Below are 16,346 nucleotides of genomic sequence, written 5' to 3'. Positions count from 1 at the left end.
CTGATTACTAAGCCTTTTCCTCTACTAATTTATCTACAGCAGAAATATCCGCTGGAGCCCAAATTAAAGATTTAAGATTCTCTCTTTTTAACCAGATCAATTTTGAATGTTCTGATGCCGTTGGACTTCCACTTTTTATTTTACATTTTAAGGTTATAAGATTTACTATAATTTTATCGTACTCATAATTAGTGTCATAAAATACTTCTTTGCTCTCTATATAACAACCTAATTCTTCATATATCTCTCTTACTATGGCTTGGTCCAAATTTTCATTGCTCTCAACTTTACCACCTGGAAATTCCCACTGGTTTGGTAAAGTCATTTCAGGAGAACGAAGAGCACATAATATTTCATTATTATCATTTTCAATTATAGCACCCACAACTTTTATTGTTTTTTTCATATCATCACCCTAGGTTACAGTATCATATATTTTAGGAAAATTCAATATTTGTTGCTTATCATTAGTTAGCAAGCTCAATCTAAAGATTTCGCAAACACCCCAGAGGTGAAATATTTTCCAGGAACAAGCCATTTAGCAAAAAAAAATGAAATATTAAAGAATTGTCATTTATTTGGCGGTTCTTTTTTGATTTGACCAAGGAAGCTCTTGGGAAAAACCTTATAACAAGGGTAATTGTGCCTTAGTTAGCAACCAAAGAGAGTCTTTCGTTTCACTACAACTTTTCTTTGGCAGTACCCCAGGGGCAATGTCATAAAGCTAAATCCATAATTTTAAATATGGCAAATAAACCTCCACTACTTGTAATGAAGATTTTACCAAATAGACATATAGATGTATTTTAAAGAGCTCTTTTTTTATTCATTCTATTTATAGACAAACCACTTCAACTATTAATTTATACATGTCCAAAACTAGTTGATACGTCTAGATTTTCGAACAAGTATAAATTAAGTTTCGCAATGGGAACCCTATAAAATAAAGTTCTTTAAAATCTGCTACTGAAAAGTCTTCATCAAAAATATTTGTTATTAATGTTTCTATTACCCCAGAATTTAATTCAAATTTTAATACTCTCATCTTTAGTAAGTCACCCTTATATTTGACCTCTATAACTTGATCTTTATCTGGGGCATTAACAACTACTTTTAAAAATGCACTACTAACGCTCATTAAATATTTTAACTGTTTTTCTTCAATAAACTTTATAAAATCTCTAGATGGATATCCTCTATCAAATAATAATAAATCATTACGTGTTCCTAATTCACACAGTTTAGTTATCATTTCTTCTGCTATAGCTCTTTCGCCAGTTTTATAGTGAGTTATTTTCGATGCTATTATCATATCATTTTCTACATCGTATAAAGCAGAAGATTGCGCACGTGCAACTTTAGAGTTTTGATTTTCAATATACCCAAATACTTCTCTTAGATTTTCACTATTTAAGGAAGAAAAAGAAAACTATAATAAAATCCAGATGGAAATAACTTTACAAGAGCCTTATTTGATAATACTCTAGGAGTGATTAAGGTTTTGGCAAAGGGAGAGCTCAATTTTGAGCGAAGCCAAATTAAATATAATAAAAGTGTTTAAAAAAGTACATATATGGTAAAATTATTACTAAAGAGTGTATAAAGAGAGGAGGTGAATCAGATGGAAAATTCAAATAAATTAATAAGATTTGATTGGTTTATAAAGAAAATGTTACGGGATAAAAGTAACTTTAAGGTTTTAGAAGGATTGCTAACAGCACTACTTAAAAAAGATATTGTTATTTTAAATATTTTAGAGAGCGAAGGAAATCAAACTAGTGAAACAAACAAATTTAATAGAGTAGATATTCTTGTTGAAGATGAAAATAAAGAAAAGATAATAGTTGAAATACAAAATGAAAGAGAATCTGATTACTTAGAAAGAGTTCTTTATGGAAGTTCTAAAGTTATAGTGGATTACTTTAAATTAGGAGATAAATATAAAGAAATTTCAAAGGTTATTTCTGTAAGTATATTGTACTTTAATTTAGGCACTGGAAAAGATTATATTTATTATGGAACCACAGAATTTTACGGAATGCATACAAATGAAAAATTAAAAGTAAAAAATAAAGTAGTGCAGATTGATGATAAAGGGGAAGATAAAGTAAATTTTAAAGAAAAAGTAAATATTTTTCCAGAATACTACTTGATTAATATAGAGAGATTTAAGAATACTGTAAAAGAGGATATAGATGAGTGGATATATATGCTTAAAAATTCAGAAATCAAAAAAGAATTTAAGTCTAAATATATCAAAGAAGCAGAAAAGCAATTAAATATTACAAAATTAGATCAAAAAGATAGAAGGTCCTATGAAAAGCATTTAGAATCTATAGCCATAGAAAGGGATATAATGTCTACAGCTAAAGAAGAGGGTTGGATTGAGGGAAGGGAAGAAGGGCGAGAAGAAGGGCGAGAAGAAGGTAGAGAACAATCAGCAATAGAAGCATTAAAGCTAGGTTTAGATATTGAGATGGTGGCTAAAATTTCAAAACTATCTGTAGAAAAATTAACTGAATTAAATAAAAAATTTATTGATTAGCAACAGAGATTTAATGAAACTGCCAGTAATGGCAGTTTTTTAGTTTAATCAAAAAAGTATAGGAAAAATCCTGAAAATAATTTGTATTTTACTACAGCCTTTCTTTAGCAATAGCTCTGGGGTGTAAAATTTATAGACATACCTTACGTAAGTAAAACAAAATTGTGAACGGAGTGAATGATTTGTTTTGCTTCCTATTATAAAAAAATATATGCTATAATTAAAAAATAATAATAAATCAAAAAAATGAGGAAATGTATACATATGCTTATAAACAACAAAAATTATTAGCAATAATATTTTTGGATATTGATTACTTTAAACAATTAAATGATTATTATGGGCATTTATGAGCAACAAAAACTGTTCCAGTTTTTGTAAGGGGTCAGGTACTTTACAAAAATTGTAAATAAAATGAACGATTTTTGTTGCTAATAACTTCTACTGAACTTGTTTTATAAATTAATTCATTAGGGTATAATTATATAAGAGTAGTTATGTAAATTTAGAACGGTGGTGTATTTATAAGTTTATGAAAAAGAAATTTAATAGCGCAGGAGTTTGTGTTTCTAGAAAACATTACATGGTTGATATAACAAATAAGCTTGAGCAAATAAAAGAACTTATAGATAATGAATTTTATTTTACTATAAATAAACCAAGACAATATGGCAAAACAACAACTTTAAATGGATTAGTTAACACTATGGGGGAAGAATATTTAGTTATAAATATTAGCTTTGAAGGAATTGGAGATAAGGTTTTTCAAGATGAAGAAGAGTTTTCAAAGGTTTTTATTGAACTGTTAAGTGAGAATATAGAATTAACTTATGAAGAAGAGAGTAGAAGACTTGTTTATTTAGCTAATAATGTACATAATATAAAAGATTTATCTAGGGCAATAACCAACTTTGTTAAGAATGCTCCAAAGGAAGTTGTTTTATTTATAGATGAAGTAGATAAAAGTTCAAATAACCAACTATTTTTAAGTTTTATAGGAATGCTCAGAAATAAATATTTGGCTAGAGAAATTGGTAAAGATTATACTTTTAAATCAGTTATTTTAGTTGGAATGTATGATGTTAAGAGTCTAAAATTAAAGCTAAGGCTAGAAGAAGAGGCAAAATATAATTCGCCTTGGAATATTGCAGTTGATTTTAATGTAGATATGAGTTTTTTACCAGAAGAGATTTCAACTATGTTGGAGAAATATTCAAAAGTTAATAATTTAAATTTTGATATTAAATCAATTATAGGGATCCCACTGTGAAACTTAATTTATACTTGTACAAAATCTCCACGTTTTTAGGAGTTTTGGACACGTATAAATTAATAGTTGAACTGGGATACCTATAGTGAGGAATTATATTTTTTCACAAATGGATACCCTTATTTAGTAAGTAGACTTTGCCAGATTATAGATGAAAAAATAAATAAAGATTGTAAAAAGCCTTGGACTAAAGAAGATGTTAAAAAAGCAGTTAAAATAATTAATGAAGAAGCAAATACTTTATTTGAAAGTATAGTTAAAAATTTAGAAAATAACAATGAACTTTATGATTTAACAAAGAGAATTTTAATTCATGGGGAGCAAATAATTTTTAATCCATTAGATCCAATAATAAGTGTAGGATTAACTTATGGGATATTAAAAAAAAGCAAAGATGGTGTGGAGATAAGCAATAAAATATTTGAGGAAATAATCTATAATTACATGATCTCAAAAATAAGAACAGTAACTAAAAATATTAGTTTATATAATACTAAATCAAGCTTTATAAAAGAAAATGGAGAGGCGCTAAGTATCATGAAATATTAAAGAATTGTCATTTTCAGTATTAATGTTTATGCTAAAATCCATCTTCATCACCCATTAATAGTATAAAGATTTTTGTCAATGTTGTATATCAAAATATTAGCAACTTCCTACAATGTTATTTTAGCATTTATAATAATTTAAAAGTCGGGATAAGTTTGATGAGGAGGCGATGAGCCTCTGACTTACTCTACTGTTTGCGAAATCTTTAGATTAAGCTTGCTTATAGGAATAAAAATATAAAAAAATTGATAGATTGAAATTACACACTATGGTTATAAGGCAATGATTGGGATATAATAATTAGTAGAAGTAATTATTATAAATAAGGGAGAAAAATCTATGTTTTATGAAGGCTATACAGATGATTTAAAAACTAAAGAAGAACTATTAGAAATAATTATGAGTGAAGAATTTAAAAATATATTTTTGAATAATAGAGTAAGTAATGTGATTATTTTCGGTAGCTTTACAAAAGATGATTTTAATGAAGAATCTGATATAGATATAGCTATAATTGGTGAAGATAAAATATCTTTTAGCAAGGAGCTAGAATTAACACAAATTCTAGAGAGTAAATTACAAAGAAATATAGATTTAATAGATATAAATGATGAAAATATAAGCAATGTTATTAAAATTGCAGCTTTAAATAGTAAATTTATTATAATTAGGGATAAGCTATTAGATGAAGCTATAGACTTTTATGATAGGCTTTATAAAGAAAATGAGGAATTTTGGTGTATTTTAGATAGGGAGGTTCTTGGATTTGAATAAAGAACGATTAAAAAAATTATTATATGATTTAGATACAACAACTAAAGATTTAAATAAATCTATTGAATTAGTCAAAAAATACAATATGAATGAAGAGCTTAAAGATGAATTTTCCAACAGTCTTAAATACAAATACTTAAGCTTATTTATAATATATGAGGATTTTATCTCTATGATTTTAAGAGAGTATAATTTATATGAAATTGGTATGTCTATTGATAAGGCAATTTCATGTTTAAATAAAAGAGGTTATTTAAAGACAGAGCACGTTCAGTTTCTAAATTCTGCTAGATTAATAAGAAATAAAATAGGACATAGATACAAGCAGCCCCCTATAGAAGGGCTTATTGAGTTCTTAGAGAATAATAAGATTACAATAGAAGATATATATGATTTTATTAAAGGATATTTAAGATAATAGCAAGCTCAATCTAAAGATTTCGCAAACACCCCAGGGGTGCTTATTTTACATTTATGTAAAAATATTCTGATAGAAAAAAAGGCTTAGTAATCTATTGATGATTACTAAGCCTTTTTCTTTTAGATATTAAAGGAAAACTCATTATTATGTAAAATTTTAACTAACAAGGAAACGATTTCATATATAAGAGAGGTTATCATGAAACTTAAAACAGGTATCTACGAGCAATTAATCAATAAATCTATAAGTGAAGAAATAAAGAAAAATATATTTACAATTTTTGTAAAGGGTCTGGCCGTGCGCCAAGATAGGTCACAATGTATAACGGGTGGCAATCCCGTATGGTAAAGCTTAACCAGCAGCCATTAGCGAGTCTTGAGTTGTTTGGGGCGACCCAAAGGTCTAAGCGTAGATAGTAAACATGTGGGCCATAAGCCGAATGAGGTTGAAGCTGAAAGCTCCGAAATCCCAAACGATAAGGTCGATATGTTGGTCTGTATAGAAGACAGTACTAAATTATTCAACATGGTGAGAATGGTTTAGCTTATCCGGAGTCGTGGGGCATTGTAGTTGCAGACAAAACGGGAGTTTTAGAGTTAAACGGAAAACTAGTAGCAAGAAATTTCGAGCTAGTTTAAAGAAAGTAAAAGATTGGATAAGATTAAATATGCATACTTCTATAGAGATATTGATGAAGAATCTAAATAGAAAACTATTAGGATATTTTAGGTATTATGGTGTCACAGATAATTCTATAAGTTTAAATAAATTTAGAGACTGTGTGCAAAGAATACTATATAAAATTCTGAATAGAAGAAGTCAGGTTAAAAGTTTAAATTGGGATAAATACACACTTTTTAAGAGAATCCATAAAACTCAGAACTATAAAATATATGTAAATATATTTGAGTTAAGAAAAGAAATTAGCTATATTATGTAAATAGTAATATGAAGAGCCGGATGCCGACAATCTGCAAGTCCGGTTCTGTGAGGGGTACGGGAAGGTGACTTCCATATCTACTCGACCCTTACAAAAACTGGAACAGTTTTTGTTGCTCCAAACATTATATCACAGCAATTTATAACTGGAAGCTATTTCTAGATTTTTGAGGGATAATCGATAAAATATATTACAATTTAACAATAAATATCAAAAAAACATTGAAATATATAAAAGTATATGGTAAAATATTCAATAAATAGAAAAATAATAAAAATAAATTTTGATGCAAATATTAATAATATTATGGAGGAATTTAATTATGGTGGTGGTACCAGCTATTTTACGAAGAGGTATAATTAACAGATTTATAGAAGCAGGAGCTGTGGATAGTATTCGAGGGATGACATTACAACAGTTGGGAATATCAGAAACACCTGTTTTTTTAAGACTTATTAAGGATGGTAAGGTTATTTCTATAGATGGATTTAGATACTATTTAAATATTGATAAAGTTAGAACTTTTAGGTAAGCTAATTCACATGATAATTTTGTTTGAATTTAGATTTATTTTAAAGGAGGAAGTGCCATTAAAAAGATTTTATTAGTAGTTTTTAAAATGTTGAGAGTAATTATTTTATTAGGTATGTTATTAGGTTTATTAAGTGTATTAAATTTGGTGCCTTTTATTGTTTATAAAGAACAAAAAATAGCTTATTTTGTTGCATTGTTTACAATCTATATATCTTATAAATCATTATGGAGAATTTTGAAAAAGAGAACTTAGTAAATTTTAATTATTTCTTGTTCCTTTTTTATATTTTTTAATTTTGTACTGCAGACAAAATATATTAGTTGGAGAAGGACAAGTTATATATATTAAAATAAGTTTGTTGAAGGGAGGAAATGATAATGAATGAAGAGACATTAATGATTGAAGATTTTTCAATCGAAGAAATTGAAGATGTTGAGGCATTAAGCGAAACATCTAAGTATTATGTACTTGGAGCAGGTGCGTTTGTTTTAGTTGGAATTTGTGCATGTTAGAATTGCTTTGATGAAATACTATATTTATTATGGGAGGTATTGTATTTATGAATCAAAAAGAAATGGTTGATGTTTTGTTTAACGATGAGTTTGAGCTTGTATCAGTAGAAAGTATTGAAGCATTGGATAATTGGGATAATGCACGGGCTTTTTTAGAAGGTGGATTTGCAGCTAGTGGAGTATTTTTAGCAGCAGCTGCTTTATAAAGTTTTTGGATTTTTAAATTAATTTTAGCTTGCGAAAGGAGATATACATACAAGTTAAATATTACATAAAAATCTCCTTTTGTAAGCGACTAACTTTTGAAGAATAGGAGTTTAATATGGACATACCTTGTATAAGTTCCAATATATTAATATCAGAATTACCCGATGGAAAGTTTTCTGTTTTTAATAGAATTTCTAAGAAAACATTTTTTATCGGAACAGTTGAACATTTTGTTTTAGTTAATTTGGATGGTATAAAAGATTTGGAGCATCTAAATAAAATATGCCCTCAATTAAGTAAATCAGATTTATCAAGTTTAATAAGTCGTTTTGGAAAAATTGGTTTTTTGAAGGGAACTGAGGGTAAAAAGAAAAGTTCTATCACTCGCATTACATTAGGATTATTCAATCCTAATAAAATATTTCATGAAAATAGTATATTTGTTAGAGTTTTCTCATTTATAGTGCTATATTTAGCTATTCCTATTTTAATAGTTGGAATTCTTCTAAACAAAGAATTTTTACCTAGTTATGGTCTGTTAATAATGGAATCATTTTCACTTTATACCATTATTGTAATAGTTATTATAACTATAAACATGCTTTTCTTACATGAGATCAGTCATGTTATAGTTGCTCGCAGATATGGAGTTAATGTACCGGAATTAGGAATAATACTTTATTGGTTTATGCCGGGAGCATTTGTTAATTTAAGTAATACGTGTGCATTAAAGAGTGTTTTAAAGCGAATAAAAATTTTCTCGGCCGGAATATTTTTCAATTTGTTAATTTCAGGGATTTCATTATGTATATGTTGCTTTATTGATGAGAATCTAAAATTTTATTTTATCTGGTTAGCCATTGATAATTTTTTTAATGCCATATTTAATTTATTCATTTTTTTGAAAATGGATGGATATTTAATTTTAAAAGAAATTATTGAGGAAGAATATTTGAGAGAGCGTTCTATTAGCTACATTAAATCAGTTATAGCAACGTTTTTATCTAAAAGAACAGCAAAATTAAAAGAAGGGCTTGAGTTTTATAATTATGTAGATTTAAAGGCAGGTAGTGCTACAAAGAAGGCAGTATATATTACATATGGAATTTTTGCGTTTTTATATATTCCGATTCTTTTACTTTCTTTTCTAGTAACATTACTTTACAGTCTAATATAGTAAAAACTACTAGAAGCGGAGGTGGAAAAATGAGTGAGACTTATTATATAAATTGTTTTATACCTGTTACAATTAAGGAAAATGAGGTTTTTTTCGGAATTACAATGGGAAAAAGTAGTCAGAAACACAAATTTCATTTTATAGAAAAGCAAAAAGAAATCATAAAAAAACTAATTGCTGGTGAATCCTTTAGTAAAGAAGAGTTGATAGAGTATTTAGGAGAAGATACTGTAAATTATTTTATAAAAAATAAAATTATCCTTAATCATACTCAGGATACACAAAGTATTTGTAGTAGAACAAATGCTTATTTTAATATGCATTTGAATAGTCGTGCCTTAAATAAACTGAAAAAATCTACGGTACTTTTATTAGGCTGCGGAGGCATAGGAACGCATGTAGCTTGGAATCTTACCACTATAGGTATAGGCAAGATTGTTTTATTAGACTTTGACAAGATTGAATTAAGTAATTTAAATAGGCAATTATTATTTGATGTTAATGATGTGGGTAAAAGTAAGGTTGAAGTTTTAAAAAATAAATTAAGAAATATTAACCCAATGATTGAAATTGAGACCATTAATACGAAAATTACTTCGGAAAAAGTTTTGAAAGATATATTCTTAAAATATCCTAGTGATTTAATTATTAAGACCTTAGACTCACCAACGGAATTTCCTATGTGGATTGATTCATTATGTAGTAAGCTAAAAATTAATTACATTGCGGGAATTACTTCAGGAATGTTCTCACTTATAGGACCTACATATATTGCAGGTTTTTCTCATGGATACTCAGATTTTTTTGATTCTATTAAGCAATATGAAATAGTCAGTGGTATTGCCCCATCTATATCTATTCAACAAAGCTATTGTGGCAGTGAAATTTCTAATGAAGCATTAAAATTACTAACAATGATGGATTTGCGCACTTTAAAATATATAAATAAAATTCACTACATAGACATTATTCGTAATGTTGAAATGGACATGATTCCTAAGGATGCTTTTATAGAAGCAGATATAGATTATAAAGAAGGTATTAGAAAAAATATTCTAATGGTGAGTTTAATATTTATTATTAGTGTATTATTGACAAATTGGAATGCTTTATTTTGGATAGGAGCCTGTTTTTTAATTATTGCGCCACTATTTTTATATAAGACTTCAAAATATATTTCCATGTCAGTTTTTATAAATCTATCCTGGTATATGCTCATTGGGATAATATCGTTAATAGTAAAAAATCATCATCTTTCTGATAACATGTCATTTTACACAATTATTTCTAGTATAACGGTTCTATTTATTTTTTTTAGTTTAATTATTTTTGTGGGTACGGTAATTTCGCGAGGAATGTTTGAGTTTAAAGTGTCGATAGGTAAGATGTTTTCAGGAGGTAAATAGATGATTCAATTTGAAAATGTTAATAAAATATATAAGGATAAACATCAGGAAAAATATGCATTAAAGAATGTTAGTTTTAGTATTGAACAAGGAGAAATTCTAGGCGTAATTGGACGAAATGGCGCAGGTAAAACTACCATGTTTAAAATTTTAAGTGGCATACTTGCAAATGATTCTGGTAGAGTAATCATAGAAAATAAATCAAAGAGAACAGATATGATTAGCTATTTGCCGGAAAATAGAGGATTAGATTCTCGCCACATTGTTAAAGAACATCTTAGTGATTTATTAGGATTTAAGGGTATAAAAATGTCCGAGGCAAGGGTACTAGTAAAAAAATGGTTAAAAGAATTTCAAATGGAGGAGTATTCTGACTCCAAAATTGAATCTTTATCTAAAGGGAATCAACAAAAAATCCAATTTATAAGTGCTATAGCCAATAATCCAGAAATATTAATTTTAGATGAACCTTTTAGTGGACTTGATGTTATTGCTACAGATTTTTTTTGGGAAATGATTAAAAACGTAAAAAGTCAGGGAACAACAATTATTTTTTCTACCCATAATTTACAGGATAAAATGTTGCTTTGTAAAAAGTTTCTTTTTTTAACAAAGGGAGAAATTGCTAAGTATGGGACTATAGATGAAATACAAAATGATTTTAAAAAAATGTTAGAAATAGAGTCAAAAGAGGTTGAGAAGGAAAAGCTTTTTCAATTTATTAGTGCTAAGGAACAAAAAAGATATAACATAAATGGTTGCATTATGCTAGAGAATGATGATATGGCAAAAGAATTATTTCATAAGCTAGGTAATCCTTATTGTGAAAAATTTTTAGTAAGAAAACAAAGTTTAGAAGAAATTTTTAGAGAGGTTAATGGTGAATCTTTATGAAGCGAAGACAATTTATTAATGCAATTATGATTAAATTTCATAATTTAATGGATTCTATTGCTGTGAAACTTTGTTTATGTATTACATTATTGATTAGTTTACTATTTTCCTTTTGGCCGTTTATAAACAATAATATTGTTGGAACTAACCAATTAAATATTTATACAAACTTCACTTATGATTCAAGTAAAATAGAAGATTTAAAAGAAGTTTCTCGTGATTTGGCGGATGTTGAGATTATTTTTGAAAATGATAATTATCATATAAAAGTTCATAGTGACGATTTTAATCAATTTGAAAATACTATTATGAATATTATACGTGAAGAAAATGGAAAGTATTTTATTGAAAAATATAATGGGGATATTAACCAACAAGATATGAGTTTTATCACAAATCAAAATATAAATATAGAATATGATAAAGATATTCAAGAAATTAATAATGAAATAAATACAAAACTGATGATTGCAATTTTTATTTTTCTTCTAATGATTATTATTTTGACAAGTAGAATTGGAGCAGGAGTAGCTTATGAAAAAGGAAACCAAATTACAGAAGTTATTTTGACTAGCATTTCAAGAACAAAGTTATTTTATACAGAAATAATTTCAGGTTTTTTTGTGGTACTAGTAAATATGATGCTAGTAATGTTACCTATGTGCTTGGCTTTTTTTATTAGGGATGACAAAATCACTATGGATTTTTCTTTTTTTTCCACATCTATGATTGTGCAATCCATGACTCATTTAAGTATTTGTATTTTTAGTTTAGTGTTATTAAGTATTGGATTAAGTAGTTTATCTAAAAGACCGGAAGATTCTAATGCTGCTACAATTATTGTAATGATTCCTTTATATGTTTCATTTATCTATTCCATATTTTATCTAAACTTTTTTGCAGGGTTTTGGTCTTTTTTAAATTATATACCTATGTTTTCTATTTTCAATATTCTTTCAGTCATTGTAAACAAAGGCATTTCAATGAATAGATTTTTAATATTTATAGGAGTAGATATAGTAGTAATTAGTTTAGAAATATACATTATGAAAGCATTGTATTGTAAAAACATATCAAAAGAGTAGGGGGTGATAAAAATGGATAGTAGATTACTGAGTTTTCTAATTGGAGCAGGGGTTGCTTGTATATTTCTTCTTATTTTTAGAAAAGAGTTAAAAAGAAGAAGAAATGCTATGTTAAAAACCATGAAAAGTTTTTTTCGGAAAGGTAATGATAAAAATGTTGAATAATATGGATTTTAAGCCTTGTCGTGTGACAGAATGTTTTTCTGATGAAAATGGGATAATTGAAGTTTTAACAGAAAAGGGGCCAATACGATTAAAAAATGCAGGTAGAATATTATGGAATATGTCAACTGCTGAATATACAATAAATGAAATTGTTGAGGAGGTTGTAAAAAAACTCCAATACACAAATAAAGAAGAGGTATATAAGGCTTGTATAAAATTATTATTAGCTCTTAATCAAAAAGAATTAATGATTTTGAACTGGAATCCGTTGTACAAAAGGAGGTCACCACAATATGGAATCTGAAAAAGTAGATCTCTTGTTAATACTTGCTCCATCACCTAATCCAAGTTTAAATTTAGGGTTTAATGCACAAGGAATGCCTCCACTTGGATTAGGATATATAGCAACTTATGTAAGCCAATTTGATTACAGTGTTAAAATATTGGACTTATCCATTCCAGAAAATACAATAGAAGATGTATTAGATATGGCGGTAAGAACTCAATCTAAACTTATAGGTATTTCTACTACCACAGAAACATTTAATTCAGGTATACTCATTGCAGAAAAACTAAAAGAGAATAATGAAACTCAGTATATTTTCATGGGTGGCGCACATGTAACATTTAAAGCTGATGCTGCATTGAAATCTGGATTTATTGATATAGTTATACGCGGTGAAGGTGAAATACCAACCAAGGAGTTATGTGATTATTTTATTAAGGATAAAGGTAATTTAGATGAAATAATGGGAATATCTTATATGAGTGGTGAAGAAATAATAAATAATCCAGATAGCGTACTTATTGAAAATTTAGATGAATTACCATTCCCAGATAGAAAGTTTTTTGAATTAGATAAATATCCGCATAAAGGGAATTGTTCAACAAGTAGAGGATGTCCAGGTAAATGTATATTTTGCGCAGCCTCAGGACTAGCAGGGGGGAAATATAGAATGCGTAGTGCTACTAGTATAGTAGCTGAATTTGAATATTTAAAAAGTATTGGATGTAATCATATTGATATAGTAGATGATACTATGACTGCTAGCATAAAAAGATTAGATGAATTATTAAATATTCTTATAGAAAAAGAACTAGGTGTAACTTGGTATTGTGAGTCAAGAGTTGATGTGATCACAAAAGAATTATTAATAAAAATGAAAAAAGCAGGATTGAGAATTATTCAGTTTGGTGTTGAGGCAGGCAATCAAAAGATGCTGGATTGTCTGAAAAAAAATATTACCATTGGTCAAATAGAGAACGTTTTTAATTGGTGTAAAGAACTTGAGATTCCAGCTATAACCAATATGATTTTGGGACAACCTTATGATACAAAAGAATCCATTGAGGATACTATAACATTAGCGAAAAAAATAGTAAGCTTTGAAGCTTATGTTAATTTTACTATATGTACTCCTTTTCCAGGAACCTATATGTGGGATCACTATGAAGAATTACATATAAAAATTGTTGAAAATAATTTAGATAAATACACTACTTTTTTTCCCGTAATAGAGACAAAAGATTTCACAGCAAATGAAATAAGAAATATATATTATAAAGCTTCTTTAGAAGTACTCAAATTTAGACAAAAACTTGGTCATTTAAATGAAAAAGGAATAATTAGATTTAATGAGCAGCTTTTGTTAGCTTCAAATTATGCACATGATCAGTTCAACTATTATAAGGTGAACATAGGGAGGCAAGAATTATGAAAGAAAGACAAAAAATGCATTTTAAATCAAAAAATCCAGAAGAAACTGTAGAGTATATTCAATATATTTTAAAGCAACATCAAATTGAAGTTGAAGAAGAGTGGAAGGATGAAAGTTTAGCAAACACATATTCTTTGAGATTATCAATCAAGAATACTAATATAGGAACAAATGGAAAAGGTTTAACGAAAGGATATGCTAGAGCAAGTGCATATGCTGAATTTTTAGAACGGTTCCAAAACAATTTATTAAGCATTTATCCAAGAACAAGGCTATCAGAAGACAATATCTATTATTCTTATGATGAGAAACTGATGGAAGTAAAAGATGTTATTGAGGATAATAATGAATTAATTAAAAAGCTATTTAAAGATAGAAATATTGAAAATGCAAATTTTGATGAAAAAAGTGATTTGCTTTTGAGATTACATAAAGCTGAATATATGCTCACTAAGAGGCAGAATATTTTTATTACTGTTCCATTTTATAGCAAACGAAAAAAAGGGGTAAATTATTTGCCTTATAATATCTATGCTAGTATGTATGGCAGTAATGGAATGTGTGCAGGAAACACACCTCAAGAAGCAATAATTCAAGGTTTATCAGAGATAATCGAAAGATATGTTCAAAAGAAAATTATACAAGGACAATATTCTTTACCGGATATACCTATACAATATATAGAAAAATTTCCGGAAATTTATGTAAGATACAAGAAACTTAAAAGTATTGAAGGGTTTTCTTTTTTTCTAAAAGATTGTTCTTTGGGAGGGAAATATCCAGTTGCTGCCTTAGTAATTGTAGAAAATAATTCTGGTTATTTTGGGGTGAAATTAGGATGTCATCCGGATTTTGGGGTAGCAATGGAGAGGGCGTTAACAGAAGCGGCTCAAGGTGGAAATATTACAGATTATTGTAGAAGAAGTAAGCTTGATTTTTCTAACAATTTTGTTGATAATGAGGTAAATATAACAAATACATTTAAAACAGGGCGAGGACAATACCCATACTCGTTATTTAAAAAAGAAAAATCTTTTGAATTTATTCCAGTAAGAGATGTTTCGGAGATGAATGATCAATCTGTATTAGATTACATGATTAATGAAGTAATTGGGGAAGAATATGATATTTTAATCAGAGATGTTTCTTATCTTAATTTCCCATCATTTCATATCATTATTCCTAATATGTCAGAAATGGGCAGCGGTGACAATAAGGGATTTGATTTAGTTGCAGGTATGACATTAGTTGAATATTTAATTAACAATCCTGGAGAAATTAATGAGAAGAATTGTCCAATTCTTTTGTACGTGCTTTATACTGTTTCTAGGATGGATTTAAATAGTTCACTTAGTGTGCTTTCTGGAACTTTATTACATAATGATATGATTCCGGGGGAAGAATTTAATCTTGGATGGTTATATATGGTTGTTTTATGTTATGTTTATCAAAACAATTATGAGAAGGCTAGTGAAAAAATGAATTTATTTGAAGATATATGTTCAGGTAGAGGAGTAAAAATAAAACCTTTCTTTAGGGCAGTAAATTACTATATTACAGGTATGTTAGAAATGAAAAGTCATGAAAAGACAATAGAGTATTTAAAGTTATTTTTTGAGGAAGAAATTTGCCAAAAGCTAGATAATATATTTTGTAATCCGGCTGATGTTTTCAAAAAAAGTTATATTTATCATGACGTTAGAATAAAAGAAGATTGTGTTAAAAGAGGATGTTGTGATTATCATTTATATCAAGACTTGATTCGCTTAATGAAAAAAGCACAATTGAAAAATATGATACAACAAGAAAGAGTAGGGAGTTATTTATGTGAAATTTCATAAGGAATTAAGTGAAATAATAATCCATTAGTTAAAAAATGTCAAAAGCTCTGAGCAACAAAAATTGCTCATTTCATTTACAATTTTTGCTCCCTTTATAGCAAGCTCAATCTAAAGATTTCGCAAAAACCCCATAGGTGTAATATTTTCTGGGAATAAGCCCTTTAGCAAAAAAAACAATGAAACATTAAAGAATTGTCATTTATTTGGCGGTTCTTTTTTGATTTGACCAAGGAATCTCCTGGGAAAAGCTTTATGACAAGAATAATTATGACTTGGGAACAAAACAATATTTTTAAATTCAAAATGA

General features: G+C 27.8%; 20 protein-coding genes. 18 read left to right on the top strand and 2 right to left on the bottom strand.

Annotated elements, in window-relative coordinates:
• Positions 1 to 7 precede the first annotated feature (7 nt).
• The gene (locus tag BUB83_RS11225; protein ID WP_073338565.1) at positions 8 to 406 is read right to left on the bottom strand and encodes a (deoxy)nucleoside triphosphate pyrophosphohydrolase; all 399 of its coding nucleotides are present in this window, start codon (positions 404 to 406) and stop codon (positions 8 to 10) included.
• A gap of 486 nt (positions 407 to 892) precedes the next feature.
• The gene (locus BUB83_RS11220; protein WP_084133525.1) at positions 893 to 1,378 is read right to left on the bottom strand and encodes a transposase; all 486 of its coding nucleotides are present in this window, start codon (positions 1,376 to 1,378) and stop codon (positions 893 to 895) included.
• 243 nt (positions 1,379 to 1,621) lie between these two features.
• Between BUB83_RS11220 and BUB83_RS11215 the strand changes: the two genes are divergently transcribed.
• The 18 genes from BUB83_RS11215 to BUB83_RS11145 all read left to right on the top strand — a co-directional run bounded on the left by BUB83_RS11215 (position 1,622) and on the right by BUB83_RS11145 (position 16,039).
• Complete coding sequence (locus BUB83_RS11215) at positions 1,622 to 2,545, top strand: Rpn family recombination-promoting nuclease/putative transposase (RefSeq protein ID WP_073338563.1); 924 nt, start codon at positions 1,622 to 1,624, stop codon at positions 2,543 to 2,545.
• A gap of 227 nt (positions 2,546 to 2,772) precedes the next feature.
• On the top strand, positions 2,773 to 2,898 hold the full coding sequence (locus tag BUB83_RS22940) for a diguanylate cyclase domain-containing protein (protein WP_423231145.1): 126 nt from the start codon (positions 2,773 to 2,775) through the stop codon (positions 2,896 to 2,898).
• Positions 2,899 to 3,077: 179 nt separating this feature from the next.
• A complete protein-coding gene (locus BUB83_RS11205) occupies positions 3,078 to 3,815 on the top strand; it encodes an AAA-like domain-containing protein (RefSeq protein WP_073338561.1) in 738 nt (245 codons plus the stop codon).
• A 66-nt stretch (positions 3,816 to 3,881) separates the two neighbouring features.
• Positions 3,882 to 4,364, top strand: a complete 483-nt coding sequence (locus BUB83_RS11200; RefSeq protein ID WP_073338560.1) for a hypothetical protein — start codon at positions 3,882 to 3,884, stop codon at positions 4,362 to 4,364.
• 339 nt (positions 4,365 to 4,703) lie between these two features.
• Positions 4,704 to 5,138, top strand: coding sequence for a nucleotidyltransferase family protein (locus BUB83_RS11195; RefSeq protein ID WP_073338559.1), 435 nt, complete (start codon positions 4,704 to 4,706; stop codon positions 5,136 to 5,138).
• Positions 5,131 to 5,556 carry a hypothetical protein gene (locus tag BUB83_RS11190; RefSeq protein WP_073338558.1) on the top strand — a complete coding sequence of 142 codons (426 nt, stop codon included), beginning with the start codon at positions 5,131 to 5,133 and terminating at the stop codon, positions 5,554 to 5,556. The genes BUB83_RS11195 and BUB83_RS11190 overlap by 8 nt, the downstream gene beginning before the upstream one ends.
• A 559-nt stretch (positions 5,557 to 6,115) precedes the next feature.
• Complete coding sequence (locus BUB83_RS22935) at positions 6,116 to 6,499, top strand: group II intron maturase-specific domain-containing protein (RefSeq protein ID WP_073338557.1); 384 nt, start codon at positions 6,116 to 6,118, stop codon at positions 6,497 to 6,499.
• Between the two features lie 322 nt (positions 6,500 to 6,821).
• On the top strand, positions 6,822 to 7,031 hold the full coding sequence (locus tag BUB83_RS11180) for a hypothetical protein (RefSeq protein WP_073338556.1): 210 nt from the start codon (positions 6,822 to 6,824) through the stop codon (positions 7,029 to 7,031).
• Between the two features lie 380 nt (positions 7,032 to 7,411).
• Complete coding sequence (locus BUB83_RS22720; RefSeq protein ID WP_278336928.1) at positions 7,412 to 7,546, top strand: hypothetical protein; 135 nt, start codon at positions 7,412 to 7,414, stop codon at positions 7,544 to 7,546.
• Between the two features lie 47 nt (positions 7,547 to 7,593).
• Positions 7,594 to 7,752 carry a hypothetical protein gene (locus BUB83_RS21950; RefSeq protein WP_159434079.1) on the top strand — a complete coding sequence of 53 codons (159 nt, stop codon included), beginning with the start codon at positions 7,594 to 7,596 and terminating at the stop codon, positions 7,750 to 7,752.
• Positions 7,753 to 7,868: 116 nt separating this feature from the next.
• Positions 7,869 to 8,930, top strand: a complete 1,062-nt coding sequence (locus BUB83_RS11175) for a site-2 protease family protein (RefSeq protein WP_073338555.1) — start codon at positions 7,869 to 7,871, stop codon at positions 8,928 to 8,930.
• 29 nt (positions 8,931 to 8,959) lie between these two features.
• Positions 8,960 to 10,336: a ThiF family adenylyltransferase gene (locus tag BUB83_RS11170; protein WP_073338554.1), complete on the top strand. Its 1,377-nt coding sequence runs from the start codon at positions 8,960 to 8,962 to the stop codon at positions 10,334 to 10,336.
• Positions 10,337 to 11,230, top strand: coding sequence for an ABC transporter ATP-binding protein (locus BUB83_RS11165; RefSeq protein WP_073338553.1), 894 nt, complete (start codon positions 10,337 to 10,339; stop codon positions 11,228 to 11,230). It begins immediately after the preceding gene.
• Positions 11,227 to 12,315: an ABC transporter permease gene (locus BUB83_RS11160; RefSeq protein WP_073338552.1), complete on the top strand. Its 1,089-nt coding sequence runs from the start codon at positions 11,227 to 11,229 to the stop codon at positions 12,313 to 12,315. The genes BUB83_RS11165 and BUB83_RS11160 overlap by 4 nt, the downstream gene beginning before the upstream one ends.
• Before the next feature lie 12 nt (positions 12,316 to 12,327).
• Positions 12,328 to 12,480: a hypothetical protein gene (locus BUB83_RS21945; RefSeq protein ID WP_159434078.1), complete on the top strand. Its 153-nt coding sequence runs from the start codon at positions 12,328 to 12,330 to the stop codon at positions 12,478 to 12,480.
• Positions 12,461 to 12,784: a hypothetical protein gene (locus BUB83_RS11155; protein ID WP_207649334.1), complete on the top strand. Its 324-nt coding sequence runs from the start codon at positions 12,461 to 12,463 to the stop codon at positions 12,782 to 12,784. The genes BUB83_RS21945 and BUB83_RS11155 overlap by 20 nt, the downstream gene beginning before the upstream one ends.
• Positions 12,774 to 14,198, top strand: coding sequence for a B12-binding domain-containing radical SAM protein (locus BUB83_RS11150; protein ID WP_073338550.1), 1,425 nt, complete (start codon positions 12,774 to 12,776; stop codon positions 14,196 to 14,198). The genes BUB83_RS11155 and BUB83_RS11150 overlap by 11 nt, the downstream gene beginning before the upstream one ends.
• Positions 14,195 to 16,039: a YcaO-like family protein gene (locus tag BUB83_RS11145; RefSeq protein ID WP_073338549.1), complete on the top strand. Its 1,845-nt coding sequence runs from the start codon at positions 14,195 to 14,197 to the stop codon at positions 16,037 to 16,039. The genes BUB83_RS11150 and BUB83_RS11145 overlap by 4 nt, the downstream gene beginning before the upstream one ends.
• Positions 16,040 to 16,346 lie beyond the last annotated feature (307 nt).

This window comes from Clostridium grantii DSM 8605 (assembly GCF_900129965.1).
Taxonomy (GTDB): Bacteria; Bacillota; Clostridia; order Clostridiales; family Clostridiaceae; genus Clostridium_AF; species Clostridium_AF grantii.
Note: the sequence above shows the minus strand (reverse complement) of the source record. Positions and strands in the feature narration are given on the sequence as shown.

Coding starts and splice junctions, on each gene's coding strand:
- BUB83_RS11205 (WP_073338561.1), top strand. CDS start 3,078: ATGAAAAAGAAATTTAATAGCGCAGGAGTTTGTGTTTCTAGAAAACAT.
- BUB83_RS11170 (WP_073338554.1), top strand. CDS start 8,960: ATGAGTGAGACTTATTATATAAATTGTTTTATACCTGTTACAATTAAG.
- BUB83_RS11155 (WP_207649334.1), top strand. CDS start 12,461: ATGATAAAAATGTTGAATAATATGGATTTTAAGCCTTGTCGTGTGACA.
- BUB83_RS22720 (WP_278336928.1), top strand. CDS start 7,412: ATGAATGAAGAGACATTAATGATTGAAGATTTTTCAATCGAAGAAATT.
- BUB83_RS11225 (WP_073338565.1), bottom strand. CDS start 406: ATGAAAAAAACAATAAAAGTTGTGGGTGCTATAATTGAAAATGATAAT.
- BUB83_RS11195 (WP_073338559.1), top strand. CDS start 4,704: ATGTTTTATGAAGGCTATACAGATGATTTAAAAACTAAAGAAGAACTA.
- BUB83_RS21950 (WP_159434079.1), top strand. CDS start 7,594: ATGAATCAAAAAGAAATGGTTGATGTTTTGTTTAACGATGAGTTTGAG.
- BUB83_RS11160 (WP_073338552.1), top strand. CDS start 11,227: ATGAAGCGAAGACAATTTATTAATGCAATTATGATTAAATTTCATAAT.
- BUB83_RS11175 (WP_073338555.1), top strand. CDS start 7,869: ATGGACATACCTTGTATAAGTTCCAATATATTAATATCAGAATTACCC.
- BUB83_RS11150 (WP_073338550.1), top strand. CDS start 12,774: ATGGAATCTGAAAAAGTAGATCTCTTGTTAATACTTGCTCCATCACCT.
- BUB83_RS11165 (WP_073338553.1), top strand. CDS start 10,337: ATGATTCAATTTGAAAATGTTAATAAAATATATAAGGATAAACATCAG.
- BUB83_RS11215 (WP_073338563.1), top strand. CDS start 1,622: ATGGAAAATTCAAATAAATTAATAAGATTTGATTGGTTTATAAAGAAA.
- BUB83_RS21945 (WP_159434078.1), top strand. CDS start 12,328: ATGGATAGTAGATTACTGAGTTTTCTAATTGGAGCAGGGGTTGCTTGT.
- BUB83_RS11180 (WP_073338556.1), top strand. CDS start 6,822: ATGGTGGTGGTACCAGCTATTTTACGAAGAGGTATAATTAACAGATTT.
- BUB83_RS11145 (WP_073338549.1), top strand. CDS start 14,195: ATGAAAGAAAGACAAAAAATGCATTTTAAATCAAAAAATCCAGAAGAA.